Origin of the sequence: Glaciecola sp. 1036 (assembly GCF_050306235.1) — a bacterium.
Classification (GTDB): Bacteria; Pseudomonadota; Gammaproteobacteria; order Enterobacterales; family Alteromonadaceae; genus Glaciecola.
The window spans coordinates 20,147-38,355 of the sequence record NZ_JBLWFH010000011.1; the positions used below are offsets into that span (position 1 = coordinate 20,147).

Sequence of the window (18,209 nt, forward strand, 5' to 3'; positions counted from 1 at the left end):
AAAAAGAGCACCGATGTCGGTGCTCAATATTAATCACTCTTTGTATTTTCTTTTGTAGTGCTTTTCGAAAATGTAGATTAACCACGCCAGCATCCAAAATCCGAACGCCCCATACCACGTATTTTCATCAGCAAACCAATAGGTTGGATGCCATTCAAAGCCAACTATAGCCTGAAGTATCCAAACTAATACAATTAAGTCACCCATCCGCATCGAAATTTGAAACAACTTGTCCAACGCAAAAAGTATGAGTTCTTGTCTTCTCGTCATGCAGTATCTCCTCTTTATCAAATGTCCTGCACCAGATAAAAAGGAACCGAATAGGAGAATTTCAGGCATGAAAAAAGCAGACCTAGATCTGCTTCTTGTTTTATTGCTCTGCCATTCACCAGAGTTACCGACAGCGCATTCGTGCTAGTAACTCAACTAGCATTCCCAGTGCTAGCTCTTTCTGACGATACAACATTACATCAGTTGGATTTCCTTAGGGGCTTCCAGTCACGTTCCACGGCCTGGGAGCTGTGGTTGACGGCATTTTCTAAGTGGTGATTGAGCATCCTCTACAATTCATATTTGCTCTCGATACTATGTAAGGGTTTAAGAGGCGAAATATATTCAGCATTCAAAATTATGGTGCCCAAATAGCCAATTTAGTTTTACAAACATCACTATCATCAATCACAAAGGCAACACTATATTTGGCGCGAGTAACAGCAACGTAGAACCTATTGATAGCTTTATCTGTTTTCGACGATGAGAAAGCGTCTTTATCTCCGTTGATAAAACCTAATATGTTCGCTGTAGGAACAATTAATGTTCGATCATAAGTCCTACCTTTTGACTCACCGAAGTTAACTTTGTCACAATCATTTTTTTGAAGGTAGTTTGCTGACCTTACGCTATCTCTTAGAACAACTGGCTCAAATCGTTTTATATACTCATTAATATCAGACTTTTTAACAGCAAAGAGTCCTTGGTGATCACTAAATTCGTCAGGAACATCTTCAACTTCAGAAACAGTAGGCAAATAACCAAACCCTTGATGGATAGAGTCTGCATAATTACATATAGATTGAATACATCGTCTGCTTGAAGCTAGCTCTTCTCTATCGAATTTTAAATTATTGTAAAAAGCCAGTTTATCAATACTAGAACTCGGCTTTTTCGGGTTAGACGTTGTGTCATAAATGGTCTGTCGAAAATCACCCACGCAAGTGATTGGCATCATTGACAGAAATATAGGTTTGAGTAGGTCGTAATCCCACCCAGCTAAGTCCTGTACTTCATCAATAAAAATGTGATCATAAAGTTCACAAAGTCTTTCAACAGCAAGACTATTAGTTACCTTTAAAATTCTTACAGCCAGCTTAGATAAAAACTCGGTATGTACCATAGAATTGTTGCTTGTTAAAAAGTGTTTAAGGTTTACACTACAAGCTTTAGCATCAAAATCTTCTGCCGTTCCCGCAATAGTCGTGTTACCCTTTTTATGTGGGTTACTTTGATTAAAGTTAATCGATTTAATTCTATTTTTAAAAAATATCGACTGATAAGGCCGCACTATATCTTCGAGTAAAAAAGTGTACCAGCCTTTGACATCGATCTTACCTTGTTTAGCTCCACCTAAAGTTACGCATCTATCTTTTATCTCTTGCTGATTACTTCGCGTGTACGTAAGTATTAGTATTCGTTTATTGTCACTTGCAGCGACGCAAGCCGATTTAGCGAGTCTATGTGTTTTACCTGCGCCTGCACTGGCAATTAAAAGTTTATTAGTCAAACTTTAACGCCTTCACTAAATAGTCTGGGTATTTAATCGACTCATCTGAATCAAATATGCGCACAGCACTGTCAACTTTACGTGAACCATGATTCTTACCGTCGGCGGCATACCAACTTCTGAAAAACTCTACCTTATTTTCTATTCGTTTTTTCTTTATGTATTTATTGTAGGTTGTAGTCGAAAGCGCCACCTTCGCAAACTTATCTAAATCGTCTTCCGTACTGGCGTTTATGGCTATCATTGCTGGTTCTAGTGAATTCAAATCATTATCACTAGAAGAAAATACTGAACAACTTAGACCTTTGCTCCAAGCTGTTATATTTGCATCGTAATCCCCATCATTATCTTTAACAACGTGAATTTTTGTACCTATGTGTTTGCCTATTTCTATATAGTTTTTGAAACCAATACCACGTACAACAATAATGTCTATACCATCTTCTTCAGGCAATATTTGGTTCTGCTGAAAATAGATCTTCTTTAAAATCAGCTCATCTGAAGGCCCTTCAACCAAAACTATCTTTGACGATAAAACCACTCGCAAAGTGTCATACCCTGGCAATCGTTGCAGTCTCTTGGAAACCTTCGGATCAATACTTTTTAGTTGTGTGTAGTTTTTACCAAGTAAACACAGGTTTTCAAGGTTCAACTTATTCAAAACATAAGAGCTATGTGTCGTTAAAAACAGCTGAGTATTGATTTGCTGAGATATTGAGTTTATTAGCTTGCACAAGTTTATATGTGATAAATGATTTTCTGGCTCTTCCACCATAACAAAATCAATATTTTTTGACTTGTTAGCAAGAGCTAACTTTATTTGTATCTGATTCTGCTCACCTTTTCCAATCATTGGAAAAGCAACATCATCTACAGCCAATTGAAGACCTGATTCGATAGACTTACTTTGAGCCATGTCTGCAACAACATCTAGCTTTCCTTGAGTTACTGAATTATCAGCGTCGAGCTTGTCGTTTAATTCCTTAACTTGCTCTTGTTCATTAAATGCAGACTTTAGTTCTCGATAACCTAATGAAAGTAACGCTTGCTCCCGTTTTGTAAGCGTCGAGTCAATTATATTTGTAATGTACTGGTTCTTACCGTAGGTAGGATGTAGTCTTGTGGGATCTATCAGCAAAGACTTAGCTTCTCGATTTAGAAATTTAATGCTGTTCCAAGCAAAATCAAACCACTCAACTTTGTAAAACTCAGTTGGTATCGATTGAATATCTGCACCACTGCCAATTAACTCGTCATATGTGTTGGCTAAATCTTCATCAAAACAGATTCTGATACAAGCTCCACCGCTATTAATTGATTTTGAATTGTTTGTACCCTTGTATTTAGGGCAATCATCGATAAAAGCTTCAACTACAATTTCAGGAAGGTTTTCTGCTTTCTTATCACTATCGAGATAGTCAGATGTAGCTTCAGCATTAAAAAGCTCAGGTGACAATTGGGCTGAAATAGGTTTACCTCTGTAGTAACCATTAATTACCAGTTCAATACACTCTAACAGAGTTGATTTGCCAGTATCATTGTCACCCACGATAATATTAACTCGTTCATTGAACGGAAATTCTCTATTCCTAAACTTTTTAAAGTTCTTAACCGTTAATAACGAAATTTTCATGCCACATCCTTGTTTAATTTCTAAGAAAACTCTTTGCTAGGTTTTATTTGGCTTAATAAAAACCTGACACTTTCAGAGTTGACTTGCCGCCGTCTTTCAACAATTTCAAGCAGGTGCTTATCTTGAACTTTAAGTCTACCAACCCAGAGTGCCATCAAAAACTCTAATGCTCCCTCACCTTGCAAATTATCTGAGTTATCAACGATAGAAATAATTATGTCCGTGATCTGTCTACTAAACTCTTCATCAACGGCATAGTTTAATTCAGTTGCCTTTGCTGCCCTTAGTAAACAAGCTTGAATAACGCCATCATTGAACCTGTCAAAACACACAGGACTTAACAACGTCGAGTGATAAGTGGTTGCTAACCCTTGATCGTTCTTTGCTCTGAGGTCATGAAGAATTGATTGAATTGTCCAATATACATCAGCTTGTGAAGCTTCCTCTGTTTTAAGACCTAAGCCAGCCCAAAAAGCAAAAGTATTCCTCAACTTCAACGACTCACCGGACGGAGAAGGAAGAAACAAATCACAGTTGCTAGTATAGTTTTCTAACTCATTTAATCTTTCGTTAAATATTTGTGGTAATTCGTCGAGTTGTTCACCGAGCGGATCACCAACATCTCCATAAGGAGATAAAATATTAATTTCCATATCCCAAGGAGTGAGTGAGTTCTCTCTAAACCTCGGTAAATAACAGGATTCTATAGAAATTAGCTCATGACCACCTAAACATAGATCTTTGCGAAGCTGCTCATAGTTATCTGGAGACGGCAATTTTGAAAAGCCAACAAAATACGTAATGGTTGCAGACTTATCTATGCCTCTTAATTTTCTAGCCGTAGCCAGTAACTTTCTACCAGAGGTGATAGCACTAGCAACGACAATAACTGAACTACTGTTTTTTAAATCATCTTCGCTGATGTCGTTGTAACACACAGATTTAACAGAAGGATTTCCTGCAATTTTAAGAATGTTGTTTGCAAGGGTTTTAGAGCTTTGATCATCCAAATAAATCACAGTTTCTACATCTCTTGCGAAATGTTTATTGACCTTTTTAACTAATTTCGTCTGAAATGGTTCTCCAGCCAGTTTTAAAATAGGTTCAACTTCTATGTAAAAGTGTTCTGGTTCCCAGTTTTCACTTGGCGAGATATTAAATTGAAGTAAGCTCTTTGTGGCAAACTCTTGGAAAAACTTTTGCCGAATCTGGCTAAAATCGACTTTTTTGATGACTAACAACTCATGCTTTGGTGTTTCAGGTATAAACTGCTCGCCTTCAATTTTTATAAGCTTAGAGCCATCCGCACACATTTCACAGTCTTCAGCTTTAACTGAATTAATTTCACCCACAGCCGAAGAAATATCAAAAACAGCTTGTTGCCCTGACAGTATTTTTGAGTAAAACAAGGTAAGTATATTTGCAGGAACAAACCTATACCTGTTAGATATATCTTTTGCTAATCCGCCGCTAGTCGTAGCAGAAATAACAACTAGACTATTTTCATCCTCATGAAAATCATAAGATTTGTTAAATATGTTATAGGACTCAAAGCTTTCAATAAGGGGCTGTCTGTCTAAAAACTTATTAGAAAGCTGTACTGCAACACTTATCAAAAACGAAATCGAAGATGTATCGACATAAATACGTCTTAAATTAGCCTTTAGATACGGTAATAAGCCAATAGCTAAGAAGGCAACTTCAGTGCCTGATGTAAATAGATTCGATGCTCTAATAAATTTGTCACAATGATCACCTGATGGCTTCAAAAAGTGATAGCTAGGAAGGGAAGTGATAACCCCTTTTCGCCTAGTGAAAATGTAATTTGCACCTTCAGATAGAAGAGCTGATGTATAACAGATTTCTTTATCAGTTCCTAAATCGGTTATTACACCATCATTTGAAACGGTTAAGAAAGTAACTTTTTCTTCAACACTGGCAGTCCACGAGTTGATCTCATCGACAAAGAAGTTTTCTCCTTTTAGCTCTTGCATATCTTGTTTAGAGAAATTGTGACCCATAATTATTAGTCTGTATGGGACTAAATTTTCATTGATATCTTCTTTGATGGTTTTTGTTAACGATGAAACTTCATAACCTGCTTGGCAGAAAATGACTAGAGACTTCCGATGTTGCTCCGGCTCTTGAAATCTAAAAGCAAAGTAATCACTCATAGCGTCACCTCCTGCTCAACACCCTTGTCAAACAGTGGAATTAAAACTGTGACGGCAACGCCTCTAGTGTCAGCTTGCGCTGTAACTTTTTCTGAGCAGCACTGCTTTGAATGCCAGTCGAAAAAGTCGTAATCGTCATTTTGGTTGGAAAGAAATGGATTTCTTACAAAGTCGCGATATACAGATAGGTTATTTGACCTGACTTTCATAAATCCATTCAATGCAGTTAGGTTTGCCATTACCGCAGGTAGGCCATTTCCTTTTATCTCATCCGGGGTTGAAGAACTTCTGAATTTAAAACACTGCTTCAATATTGCATATTGCTTACTAACATCCATTTCTTTAATACTTCCTGTGCCATTATGATCAGCTAGCCATCGACCACAAAAGCCTAGACCTGAATCAACAATGCTAATTTCTACAAACCTTCGAGTTGAGTTTTTAGTCTGATTTAAGTTATCAATATACTGACTCAACACCTCATCATTACTGATTGATTTAGAAATAGCTTCTTCAACTAAATTAATTCCATAGCTATATATCACCCTAGTCGCAGGTTTTAGCCAAACAGAGCGGTTTTCGCTTTTGGTGCCGTGCTCATGAGTATTTACAAAAAGCTCGTAGAACATTCTGCCCAAATTGTTAACCTTAGAGTCATCAGGCAAGGTCGCGCCTCCTGCAACGCTGGCAGAACGTTCAACCATAGACCTTACAAGACTAGTAATCTTATCAACACTTTTTGGGGATGGGTGGTAACCAGGTACTGTAGAATAAAACTGAGGTGCAAACCCTTTGGTACTATGGTCAACAAATGAATACCAGCAAAGACGGCCTCTATTTTGCCCAAAATTATTTTCTGATTGCTTTTCTATGGCACATTTTGCTTGACGGTTTACGTCTGGTCGCACATTTGGTGTTTCTTCAGAGGGCAAATCTATTTTTTTTGCCATCATCATCGCAGTGAACTTATGGGGTTGTGCGATAATATCGACAACCGCTTCATCTTTCGTTTTTTGGCTTGGCTTAATTTCGACTTTTCGATCTTTACTTAAATTCGCCCAGGTGTTCACAGCTTGTATTGCTGCTGCGTAGCCACCAAAAGCAAATTTGCTGTTACCTACTGGAATTTGTAAAATTTGGTCTTCTGGTGAATCAGATAACTGAGAAAAGAACTTCTCTATTTTATCTATCTCCAAAGTAGCGGGTAAAGATTTCATTATTAGTCCCTATTAAGTAATTCCGTTATGAGGTTATCAACTCGCCGCGAAAGGCTTTAGCTAGTATTGACTGAGTGAGTTTGTCTAAACGAGCTTTGGCGGCGTTATATTGTTTTTCGACAGTATTCGCATGTTCAAATAGCTCTTCAATTACAGCTACAATTTTGAGTTGTTCTGCTACGTTAGGAAAATGAACTTCAATTGACGAAACTTTTGAAATACTTAAGGTATAGAGGCCAGCCCCTGAAGTAGCCTTTTCCCTAATCATTTGCTTTCCAATTGGCGACATTAAAAAATAAAGTAAAAAATCAGGATTTATAACTTCAGGGTTACTTCTCACCTTTATTAAGTGATTCTGATGAACGCACTCTTCTAACTGGGATTTCCATATCGCTACTCGACCTATTTGATCAATACTGCCATTGCCTTCAACAACTAAAAGATCATTATGATTAACGGTTACTCTGCTTAACTCTTTTTCTTTTACGCCTATCTCTTTCACTTCATCTAAAACTATTCGATTTTCGTAAACGTTTGCGACTCTTAAGTAGGGTTTTAGTAAAGGAAATGTTCCTCTCTTCGAATTTTTAGTTAAACCTCCTGTAACCTCAGTAATATCACCTAACAGTGATTGAGAAGGCTCCCAAACTACATTGTTTTCTTCTCGCCAGTCTTTGGTTAGTTCGCCGGAGGTGGCGGCGGCGAGCACGGATTGGCGGAAGCGTTTTAGGGTGGTTGGGATTTTGTCGAGGCGTGCTTGTGCCGCTTCGACTTTGGCTAAGACTGAATCCAGTTTATCGGTAATGCTCTTTTGTTGTTGAATTGGTGCAAGTGGAATGTTGAACGCTTTTAATTTCTTCTGATTTAACGATGACTGATTAACTGCGTGTTGTGCATGAGCGGAAAACTCGCCTAATAATCGGAAGTATTTGCAGTAATAATTAAAATATCGAGGCTCAGCAAGTTCATTTACAGCTAAACGTAATAAATTTACGCCATGATATAAATTAACGTTACTAGGAACTATCGCTGTTTTGCCCAGATGTAATGCACTATTGATATGACTAAATAAAATATCGTTTTCTTGTAGTCGATATTTTTCTATTTTCTCCTCATCGTAACTTTCTAAATAACCAATGCGATTTAAGTCTATTTTCTGATCAGCAATAGTTTCGATTCGCGAAACGGGAACGCCAACACCTTCTTTATTTTGCTTTCCGTTCACTCCATTGGTCACTAACGAGAGAACATCACCAAAAGTCTTTAACTCCCAACCTTGAGGCAACTGGCTCATGCAATAACCTCATCCGTTTCTTCCGCAGCATCTAGCTCTACTAAAATAGACTGTAAATCAGTAATCGCACCAGATAACTCTTCTATCGCTTCATTAATCAATACATCCGGCTCTGGTAAGTTGGCAGCATCTTCAATGCTGTCATCACGAATCCAAGCAAGATCGAGTGAATCGTCTTTTGCGGTAATTTCTTCACGGGTGAAAGCTCTTAATCTACAAGTATCGACATCACCAATTTCACTGCCGTCTTTGTGATTATCAATAAATGCTTGGCGTTTGGTTTCATCCACTTGCGTTAAGTCGCTACCAACCGCTTGATAGAATTCATCAAAGTGGGCCTTAGTTAACACAGTGCGTTTACCAAATTGTGGCATATTGGCACGAAGGTCATATACCCACACCTTCTTGGTGTTGCCTTTGTCTTTGGTAATGTCGGTAGGTTTTTCAAAAAACAATACGTTGGTTTTCACACCTGCGGCGTAGAAGATACCTGTTGGTAACCTTAAAATAGTGTGCAGGTTGCACTTTTCCATCAAGTCATTGCGAATTTTACGACCTGTGGAGCCTTCGAATAATACGTTGTCTGGCAATACAACAGCGGCACGACCACCTGGCTTTAACATGCTGTGGTACATAGTATGTAAAAACGCTAACTGCTTGTTAGAGGTGTAATGAACAAGGTCATCCCTTGTAGGTACGCCACCACCTTGCTTGGTTCCAAAAGGCGGGTTGGCTAGTATCAAGCTGGCTTTGGGTAGGGCTTTACCTTCGTTTGATAAGGTATCACCAAATAACACCCCTGCATTGGTGTCGTCTACGGCTAAGTCGTGCAACATCAAATTCATCATGGCTAGGCGGCGTGTGTCTGGTACTAGCTCCATGCCGAAGAACGTACCATGTTGGTATTTGTTGTAAGCCGCCTCGTCGAGCATTTTGATGTCATTATTCTTTTCGATTTCATGATGAGCAGCAATCAAGAACCCGCCTGTCCCAGCCGTTGGGTCTACTATGACATCATCAAGGCTTGGCTTCATAAGCTCCACCATGACTTCAATCAGTACACGCGGCGTAAAATATTGGCCTGCACCGGACTTCTTCTCGCTGGCGTTAATTTCCAGCAAGCCTTCGTACATGTCACCTAAACCTTCATGTTTGGCTGAATACCAATCAAGATTGTCGATTTCAGTTACCAACTTGTTCAGAGTGGCAGGTTTACGAATACAGGTAGATGCATCGGCGAAAATGGCTTTGGTGATCAAAGAGCCGTGAGATCCTAAATGGATCAGTAACTTTTTGTATTCTTCTAATCGGGTTGCAGCGTTAAAGTTTTCAATATCTGTCCAACGGAAACCTTCTGGGATCAGTTCATCTTGGCCTGTTTCTTCCACCATTTTTAAAAAGATAAGGTAAGTCAGCTCGTTGAGGTATTCGTGATAGGTTACACCGTCATCACGTAACAGATTACATAGGTTCCAGAGTTTGTTGATTAAGTCTTGTGTGCTCATTGATATCTACTTATAAGTTCTTTGTCACAGGTAAAATTCCTGCATTTTTAATCGGCATAGTATATAAGATTATGCCGATTGCTGTTGTTCACTGTCTGACCAAATAGCCCGATTAAACTGGTTGAGTATGTCAGTTACGGGTTGGTCAAATAACTTGGTCGCACGCTTAATACCGCCCATGTTTTTGAAAATACCTTCGTTAAGGTTACTTTCATCCACAACTATATTGGCTTTAATTTGCCCTGCGATGGTTTCAAGCCATTCTCGCTGTGGTGTTTTCCATGGTTGGCTGGAGAGTATTTTATCGAGTGCTCTATCGACTCTTTGCTCATAAGGCTCCAATGCTTCACCAATAGCAGCTTGACGTATATGACCAATAATTCTAGCGGCGATATCTTCGTTTTTAACTTCTTTCCACGCTTCTTTTAAATCTTGCTCACGGAATTCATTTTTCTCTAGTTCTAAGGCAAGCTCTTTGAGGCTATCGCGTGTGAGTTCCCATGGGCGCTGAATGACGGTTTGTATTGCGACCATTCGGTTGCTATTAGCATTCACAAAGCTGGAAAAGGCCGTTAAATAATCCTCAGGCTTTTGACCGCTACCGTAGCCCGTTGAAGTACCTGTTACTTCATCTTCATGGGTGGAGATCACAACGGTACTGCCACCGCCTCCTTTACCAGAGACTTTCATATCGAGTAATTCACCTAAACCTGGGTGATTCACAAACCAGTCGGCAACGTCCGTCAGTTTCATGCTTTTCAGCTCTTGAGCAAACTCTTTTGGTGGTTTGCCAACAATGCGCTCAAAGTCTGAGTTTTGGGACGGTGATAGATAATTCTTTTTGCTTTGTAACTTGGCAAGGAACTGGTCTTTCGCTAGTTGTTGAAGTTTAGGATCTGAACTGCCTGTGATTTCAGTTTCTAACTCCGTGAAAGTGATATCTACCTTGGTGACAACAGGTTTCATGCTGTTGACCTTTTCTAACTGTTTGTAGATATCGACGGCATCGAAAATACGGAAACGCTCTTTGGCAATCTCATCACAACGGCGAGTTGCACGGCCAAGCATTTGTTCAAACAAAATACGGCTGTTTACTCGACGTAAAAATACAAGATTACATATAGATGGAACGTCTACCCCTGTTGTTAATAAATCTACGGTAACGGCAATATTGGGTAGTCGATCATTTTTATATCGACGGATTTTTTCCAGCGGCTTGTCTGATGCACCAGTGATCTTTTGAATGGCATCATCTTCCACTTCGCCGTGGTAGTTTTCACATGCATCTTTTAAGGCTTCAACCACTTCGTCTGCATGTTTGTCTGTTACACAGAATATCAGTGATTTTTCTGGTGAGTACGGGTTAAGCGAATCGCTTTCAATCAACCACTTGCAAACTTCTTTAGTAAATTCAGGCGCAATAACCTTACGATTGAACTGGGCAACTTCAAAGTTTAGCTCATCAGGTGTGTTAATTAATTCCAATTCTTGAGTTTGTGGATCATATACCTGCACGGGTTCATTGATTGCGTACTTGATACCTTCGGTATTAAGCTTGGTATGAATGCGTGTTGGTGGTAAGTGATCAACAAGGTGACCATCGATAACCGCCTCAGTGTAGGAGTAGGTAAACACAGGATCACCGAAGATATCTTTGGTATGAAGTGCAGGAGTTGCAGTTAATCCGACTTTAAAGGCATCAAAATACTCTATAACCGCACGGTACTTAGACATGTAATCTTTTTGATCACGGAACTTCACTTCGGTTTCACTCAGTTCGCGATCAAGTAAATAACCCCTATGACATTCGTCAACAACGATACAGTCATACTGCCCAACACCTGGTTTAGCTCCATCATCTGACGGGTACATAATGCGCTTTACTAAACCTTGTACGGTAGCAACGTGAACTTTGGTATCGTCTTCTGGATTAGGCTTGCGCGCTTTTTCTGGCTCGATGCCTAAAACTTCAAACGTGTCGGCAAAGGTGTTGAGGTTTTCCATACGAACCTCACCAAAATCTACTGTCGCTTGAACACCTAATGCGCTTCTATCAACTAAAAATAGAATTCGGCGAAAACGCTCTGCTTTTAACAGACGATAAACCAAGGCAATACAGGTTTTGGTTTTCCCAGTACCTGTTGCCATAGCCACCATAGCTTTGTCTTTACCATCCTTAATAGCTTGTTCGACACTTAATATCGCTTTCTTCTGATAGTCACGAAGTTTAAGTTCGTAATCAAAGCTCATATCGTCAAGCTCGGCATTGGCTTGTTGAGGGGTTTGGCGCAAATAGGTTTTGATTTCTTGTGGTGAATACCAGCCTTTTAACGCTTTGCGGCGGTTGGTGTTGTCACGTACATCTAAAAACCAAATGCCACTTTCTTGTTCTAGCTGTTTCAAGTAAGCACGGCCATTGGTGGCAAAGGTAAGTGGTGCGTTGAATTCCCCCCCTTCACCATTTGAATAGCGAGTGGTTTCAATATCTTCTGATAATTGCTCTATACCGCTGGCGTATCGCTTGGCTTGGTCTATTGCTCCATAAACATTCTTAGCGGTCTTTTTCGCCTCAATCACACCAACTAAAGTCATGCCTATGAAAAGCGCATAGTCGGCAGGGCCTGATTGGGTAGGCCACTCAGCAATAGCTTTGTTCTTGTTTGGTTCTGGACGAGTGCCTTTTGCATAGCGTAAATTTTCAGTGTCCGCTTCCCAACCAGCATCGACCAACTGTTGATCGATAACAACACGGGTTTCTGCTTCATCCATTTCAAAAGGGGATTTTTCAATGCGCTTAAGTTCAGCCGCTTGCTCTTCTTTTGGTTTAGCTTGGAATGATTTAATAAATTCTTGGTTAGCAGCTTCAGCAGCTGATTTGTATTTCTCAGCTTCTTTTTCGCTTTCAATTGCCAGTTGTTCCCAAAGCGATTTGTCGGCTGCCATTTTCTCAGCACGATCATGCTCAGCTTTTGCTTTTTCAGCTTCGATGCGGCTGAGTTCTTCAGCCGTTTTAATACGTTCAGAGCTACGTTGGGATTCTGTTTTAAGTTGCTCTACTTGTTCTTCGAGCTGGCGTACATATTCAGATGGGTCTTGTGGTTTTACAAACTTTTTGATTTTAAAGCCTTTGGCAGCGGAACCGCCAAAAGTGATGTGGAACCACATTGCCAAAGCATGGCCGACCATGATGGCTTTTAGTGCATCACGGTGACTGGTGCTATCGAATTCGTGAGTGGCAGTATTACCAAGTTTGCGAATAGTATGAAATGCATCACGAACATTGTCGTCGAGCCGGAGGTTGTAATCTAAGTCACGAAGTAGATCGACTTGCTTGACATTACTACCAGCTTCAACACCTATGCGGGCAGCTATTGCTTGGGCGATGGCTTCACCCAGTTGGCGCATTTTGATAAGGGAAGTATTAGGATCAGGAGAGAAATTCCGCTCAGCGGACTCGGCCAGCTTGAACAGCCAGTCATGGTGCTTTTTCAGGAAATCGAAATTGCTTGTACTCTCCATTGTTTAATCCCTTTTATTGTTATTTTGCCCTTAGTGAATCGACCTATAAATTTAGTCCATTTATCAAAAAGATAATAACTGATAGTTATAAAAAAGTATCTAAAAATCATACAAAAAAAGCGACTCACTACGAGTCGCTAATCCGTCCAGCATCTTTAAGCTTTGAGTGCCATCTGAGTTCGGCTGCTTCTAGCCACCCAAAGACATCAATACCCATTATGCTTTCAATTTCATCAGAAAAATGTTCTAGAAAGTTAAAAATCTCACAGTGGAATTTTAGCAATACTTCAAGCATATCTAATCCTTCACGATATTTTCCTATATCGTCACCCAGTTCATCTTGGATCTGATTACTTAAGCTGATACCGAGCCACTTTCCGACTTCATCTCTGTGAAGATAAATATAACGGTCATATTTGAGCGACAACGATTTAACGTTATCAACCGTTGCCAATAGCAAGATTGTAGAGTCATCCTGCTCTTGCCATTTGGATTTCGACTGCCTTTTATATTTTCTAATGATTTGTAATTGTTGTGTCTTCATTTTTATCTCCGATTTTTGAACTCGGAGATAAAAAGGCTCCAACTGGGGAAATTATTGAAACTCAGGGAAGTTAAGATCTAATTGTTTATGCTCTTCAATCCATTGTGATCCCTCATATTCAAAAAGGCTATTGAGTATTGCCCTGACCAAAGGCAAATCATCAGCAGCAACACCTGCACCTATGTATTTCACTAAAAGAACATCTATGTACTGGTCTTTATCGATCAATTTCAATTCGCAAATTTCATCGTGATAATCCATGAATTTGTGACTCAGATCCTCAAACAGTCCGGCGACAACTGCCGCACTTAATTGCATATCCTTCATACTTTTTATTCCTTGTTTAGTTAGTTTCAAACTTAAAAAGGCGTGCTTTAGGAAAATTTTCCTGGTGTGTAGCTAATTAGTTTTGAGTTCATAAAAACTAATATGGAGAACACTATGAATATTGAGTCGAATGTTACTGAACTATTTGGCAGCCAGCCTGCGATTGCAAATGACGAAGACTTCCTCGTTCTATTAGACAATGATGAGGATTATATTTGTTACGTGCGAAACTACGTCAGCTCTTTTGAGTTTATCGTTGTTAGTAACAGCATAATGAGAAGACTGCCAAAGGAACTACAACCAATCACCAACGTTTTTGTTCCTTCAAGTTTTCATGCTTTGCGACAGTTCAAAGGCGATATCCGTCAATACATTTTGCAATCAAACCAGTTGAGTCATTTTTACTATCTGTTTAATAGCTCAATGACAGATTTCTTTGATTCATTATAAAACTAAGCCAGCATTCAGTTGCTGGCTTTCTTTATGCCAAGAAGTTTCCATGTTGTGAATCTATCTAATAGTAGCTATCGCGGGAACGATGAATATTTATATCCGAACCTATGTAGCAGCTACCAGATAGACCAGCCCGCCAAAGTCAGGTGGGCTTTTTCTTGACCAGCTTATCAATATGCCTCTGAGCTTCTTCATCGGTCATGCTCTCAGGCTTACCGCCTGACAAATCGTTATCGAGAAACATTCCTGAATTTAGTATGGTTTCACGGCTAAATATGGGCAAGTCTAATACTCTGCCTTGCTTTTTTAACGAATCACAACCTGCACATGCACCATTTATGGTATATCGAATCCAGGTTTTAAAATACTTGCGGTTTTCTTCGTTGTACTCAATTTCATCATCTTCAAACTCTTGAAGCCTAAGATCCTCTCTACATATCTTGCATTTCGGGCACTCATAAGCCGATATGAATGAGACTTCACCACACCCCTTAGCTTGAGCACGACGTTTGGTGTTTTCTTTTTTTAAAGCCACTTTTTCTTTTGAAGTCTGACGTGCCATATGGCAGTGGAAACAACCTTTTTTGCCAATTTTTGTTTTGGACTTATGAACATCACATTCGGTCTTACCCTCAAAGATCTCCATTGTTCCATTGTAATCATTTATTGAATACAACTTAGTCATGAATACACCGCGATACTGCCCCTTTTTTCTAAGCAGTTTTATAAAATTTAAAAATATTTCGCCATCATCACCAATTCAGAAGTAACGAAAAGGCTGACAGTGAAAACATTAACCCTCTTATTTAACCAATATGGTGCCGAGGCTGTGACATACAAGCAGGCTCAATTAGATTTCTTTAATGTTACCAACAAAAAGAAGTTCGGGGAGTTGATCAAAAGTAGCTACGAATTATCAGCGGCTTTGGACGACTCTGCTAAAAACTTCAGCCTTTATGGGCTGGCCCATTTGATCGATAGAAAACGAAATTTAAATAAATATAAAACTGAAGGTAACACTATGCTGAATACTAGAATTGGACTTTATGAGTTTTACGGCACTGCAATCATCGACTTTGATGATATCCGGCAAGAACACCTTGGCTGCTCACATGATGTCGCCACCAGAAAAATAAAATCTGGTGAATTACCACTTGTGACTTTTAGGCTGGCGGATTCGCAAAAAGGTAAACTGTTAGTTCATGTTGATGATCTAACCGAGTTAGTTGAACGGCAACGAGAGCGAGCGCGAAAAGAAATTCAAAAACATATCGATGAGTTTAAAGTTGCCAGCAAAGGGAATAGCTAATGTTTATAGTTGTTAAAATCCCTCACAGAGGCACACCCGACGTATTTAGTATTTTTGATGAAAATGAGCTTATCTATGTTGCTCACACAGTGTATGAGGGAACTTTCTACCGCTGCATAAATATCAGTGAAGCATTAGAACAAGATCCAGAGAAGGAATACTTCAGTGATGAAGTTTGGAAAATACTCGAAACTGATGGACAAGTTATCGAAGCATCATTTGACCCATATGGAAATAATGTAGAGTATTTCCGGTTAAATGATGCCCCTTCCGAGTTAGAAATCGCCTATGCAATTTTGACTGATGACATGCATTCAATGCAGGTTCTTACTATAAAAGAAGCTCAACATTGGATGCAAAAATATCCATCAGGCTACACTGGTCATCAGAGTGCCGAAGTAAGACGGGCTATTGAATATGAACTATCTTCTCTAGATGCTTTTATCGATAATTAAAAGTAAACTATAACTGACTTTTAATGAGAAAAAGGCTTTTAGAAACTATAAGTTAATTATATTTGACTTATAATCATATCGGCATTACTTTATATTTAAAAGTAAATAATAGTTAACTTATATGAGTAATCTTGCCAAGACAAACAGAACTGGTAAAGCGGTTAAGGCAACAGTGATGCCTAATTTATCAGAACGCTTTACCCCTATTCAGCTCGCTGAGGCGATCACTGCAAAGCGAACGGGTATGAAGCTATCTCTCGCAGATGTATCTGAAGCATTGTCAATTTCAAAGCCTACGCTGGTGAAAATAGAAAAAGGCGATACCAATGTAAAGTTAGCGAACCTTCTCAAGGTAATGGAATACCTTGGTCTTTCATTTAGCCTTCTGTCCGATGATGCTACTTCCAAAGAAGAAACAGGGGTAAGTGATGACTGGTACTGATCTAAATACCCTGAACGTTTATATCGGTCATGGTCGTAGAATTGCGGAAATAACCATTCCTGTAGGCTCTGAAACCGAATTAACCTTAGCTTACGAGCCTGATTGGATCAAAGAGGGTTTTGCTATCTCGCCCCACCTGCCTTTGAACGGTGAGTTTGATCACAGGGCGGTTCGGAACTTCCTACAAAACTTATTACCTGAAGGTAAAGGGTTAGAAGAGATCACGAGTAATACCACTATCTCCAAAAATAATACCTTTGGGCTTATCAAGATCATCGGCGCTGACACGTCAGGCGCGTTATCATTTACAAGTCAGAGCAATGAAGAAACCGAAACTTCATTTCGAGAAGTCACTAATGAAGAACTAATCGAAAAGTTAGCTCGTTTTAAGAATGCTGGAGAATCAATTACCTATTGGGATGGTCGTACAAGGCTATCAGTAGCGGGTGTACAAGATAAACTTAACTTATTAGAGATAGATGGCAAATTAGGCTTTGGTGAAGGTAAGCTTTGCTCCAATAAGATCTTTAAGTTTGAAACGGGTAAAGCGCCTTTTATTGCCGTGAATGAATTATTTACCATGTTACTGGCAAAACATTCGGGTATCGATGTACCAGAGGTGGCGGTACGGAAATATGGAGAAGTCAGCGCGTTTGTCATTAACCGTTTTGACCGTAAGTTAATAGCTGGGCAACAGCGTGTTATGCGCCGCCATGTTATCGATGGCTGCCAAGCAACCAACCTACCCCCATCATACAAATACGAGCGTCAACACGGTGATGAAGGCGACGGTATTTATATTCGTGATGGTGTATCTTTTCCGAAGCTATTTAATGTACAAACAACCAATGCCGAAGCGTATCAAACGCAACTTATACGCTGGATGACCTTTAATATTTTAGTGCGTAACTATGATGCTCACGGTAAGAACATCAGCTTCTTTGTGGGTAAACAGGGCTTAAGTCTTACGCCATTTTACGATTTAGTAAATATTGAAGCCATCATTCGTGAGATCCAAGCAAGACAAGCTGATGAAAACTCTAATTCGCCAATGGCAAACCATTTCGCAATGTCGATAGGTGAATATGGTGCAGGCAGTGCTGGTAATTTTAATCACCCGTTTACTGCTTACATGTTGGCAGACTTCGCCCATGAATTTGGTATATCACTCCCTCGTCTGCAATTGTTGATGAAGCAAATGATCAAACAAGTGCAAGCATCTGTTGATTTAGCAAAAGCTGATGCACTTAAACAGCAGTTAACTGATTCTGAAATACAGCATGTTGATACCTGTATTCAAATCATTGATGAATCAGTGGAAGAACTAAGTGCAGAAGTGGATCAAATTACGGAAATGAGCGACTTAATTTAGTGTGGATTTCTGGCTATTTCTGTTTATTTCATTAAAGTGGAGTGACAATAAGTAGACAGCGAAATTTGCAATTAAGAATTAAACTTCAATAAATCAATGTGTTAACCGTCATTTTTGCTTAGAGTGCATCCTTTCCAGCATTGGAGCGACTGAAAAACGATGATCAATGGATTGTGAAATTAACG

16 protein-coding genes are annotated in these 18,209 nt (G+C 39.4%); 5 read left to right on the top strand and 11 right to left on the bottom strand.

What is annotated here, in order from left to right:
• Nucleotides 1-33: 33 nt before the first annotated feature.
• The 10 genes from ACNKW3_RS15055 to ACNKW3_RS15100 all read right to left on the bottom strand — a co-directional run bounded on the left by ACNKW3_RS15055 (nt 34) and on the right by ACNKW3_RS15100 (nt 13,993).
• Entirely contained in the window at nt 34-270 is a 237-nt protein-coding gene (locus ACNKW3_RS15055) for a hypothetical protein (RefSeq protein ID WP_427400142.1), read from the bottom strand.
• Between the two features lie 358 nt (nt 271-628).
• The gene (locus tag ACNKW3_RS15060; protein ID WP_427400143.1) at nt 629-1,780 is read right to left on the bottom strand and encodes a UvrD-helicase domain-containing protein; all 1,152 of its coding nucleotides are present in this window, start codon (nt 1,778-1,780) and stop codon (nt 629-631) included.
• Nucleotides 1,773-3,413, bottom strand: a complete 1,641-nt coding sequence (locus ACNKW3_RS15065) for an ATP-dependent nuclease (RefSeq protein WP_427400144.1) — start codon at nt 3,411-3,413, stop codon at nt 1,773-1,775. Before ACNKW3_RS15065 ends, ACNKW3_RS15060 begins: the two co-directional genes overlap by 8 nt.
• Nucleotides 3,414-3,433: 20 nt before the next feature.
• Nucleotides 3,434-5,587 (bottom strand): hypothetical protein, encoded by a 2,154-nt coding sequence (locus tag ACNKW3_RS15070; protein WP_427400145.1) that lies wholly within the window; start codon nt 5,585-5,587, stop codon nt 3,434-3,436.
• Complete coding sequence (locus ACNKW3_RS15075) at nt 5,584-6,804, bottom strand: hypothetical protein (protein WP_427400146.1); 1,221 nt, start codon at nt 6,802-6,804, stop codon at nt 5,584-5,586. The genes ACNKW3_RS15070 and ACNKW3_RS15075 overlap by 4 nt, the downstream gene beginning before the upstream one ends.
• Before the next feature lie 25 nt (nt 6,805-6,829).
• Nucleotides 6,830-8,098 (bottom strand): restriction endonuclease subunit S, encoded by a 1,269-nt coding sequence (locus ACNKW3_RS15080; RefSeq protein WP_427400147.1) that lies wholly within the window; start codon nt 8,096-8,098, stop codon nt 6,830-6,832.
• A complete protein-coding gene (locus ACNKW3_RS15085) occupies nt 8,095-9,603 on the bottom strand; it encodes an N-6 DNA methylase (protein WP_427400148.1) in 1,509 nt (502 codons plus the stop codon). The genes ACNKW3_RS15080 and ACNKW3_RS15085 overlap by 4 nt, the downstream gene beginning before the upstream one ends.
• Nucleotides 9,604-9,672: 69 nt before the next feature.
• Nucleotides 9,673-13,122 (bottom strand): type I restriction-modification system endonuclease, encoded by a 3,450-nt coding sequence (hsdR, locus tag ACNKW3_RS15090; RefSeq protein WP_427400149.1) that lies wholly within the window; start codon nt 13,120-13,122, stop codon nt 9,673-9,675.
• A 127-nt stretch (nt 13,123-13,249) separates the two neighbouring features.
• Entirely contained in the window at nt 13,250-13,666 is a 417-nt protein-coding gene (locus tag ACNKW3_RS15095; protein WP_427400150.1) for a hypothetical protein, read from the bottom strand.
• Between the two features lie 51 nt (nt 13,667-13,717).
• Nucleotides 13,718-13,993: a hypothetical protein gene (locus ACNKW3_RS15100; protein WP_427400151.1), complete on the bottom strand. Its 276-nt coding sequence runs from the start codon at nt 13,991-13,993 to the stop codon at nt 13,718-13,720.
• 114 nt (nt 13,994-14,107) lie between these two features.
• Between ACNKW3_RS15100 and ACNKW3_RS15105 the strand changes: the two genes are divergently transcribed.
• Nucleotides 14,108-14,443, top strand: coding sequence for a hypothetical protein (locus ACNKW3_RS15105; protein WP_427400152.1), 336 nt, complete (start codon nt 14,108-14,110; stop codon nt 14,441-14,443).
• Nucleotides 14,444-14,588: 145 nt separating this feature from the next.
• On the opposite strand, the gene ACNKW3_RS15110 is transcribed toward ACNKW3_RS15105, so the two are convergent.
• A complete protein-coding gene (locus ACNKW3_RS15110; RefSeq protein WP_427400153.1) occupies nt 14,589-15,131 on the bottom strand; it encodes a hypothetical protein in 543 nt (180 codons plus the stop codon).
• 99 nt (nt 15,132-15,230) lie between these two features.
• On the opposite strand from ACNKW3_RS15110, the gene ACNKW3_RS15115 reads away from it, so the two are divergent.
• From ACNKW3_RS15115 to ACNKW3_RS15130, 4 genes are all read left to right on the top strand, one after another.
• Nucleotides 15,231-15,755, top strand: coding sequence for a pyocin activator PrtN family protein (locus ACNKW3_RS15115; protein ID WP_427400154.1), 525 nt, complete (start codon nt 15,231-15,233; stop codon nt 15,753-15,755).
• Entirely contained in the window at nt 15,755-16,210 is a 456-nt protein-coding gene (locus ACNKW3_RS15120) for a hypothetical protein (protein ID WP_427400155.1), read from the top strand. The genes ACNKW3_RS15115 and ACNKW3_RS15120 overlap by 1 nt, the downstream gene beginning before the upstream one ends.
• A 175-nt stretch (nt 16,211-16,385) precedes the next feature.
• Nucleotides 16,386-16,652 carry a helix-turn-helix domain-containing protein gene (locus ACNKW3_RS15125; protein ID WP_427400156.1) on the top strand — a complete coding sequence of 89 codons (267 nt, stop codon included), beginning with the start codon at nt 16,386-16,388 and terminating at the stop codon, nt 16,650-16,652.
• The gene (locus tag ACNKW3_RS15130; RefSeq protein WP_427400157.1) at nt 16,636-18,024 is read left to right on the top strand and encodes a HipA domain-containing protein; all 1,389 of its coding nucleotides are present in this window, start codon (nt 16,636-16,638) and stop codon (nt 18,022-18,024) included. The genes ACNKW3_RS15125 and ACNKW3_RS15130 overlap by 17 nt, the downstream gene beginning before the upstream one ends.
• Nucleotides 18,025-18,209 lie beyond the last annotated feature (185 nt).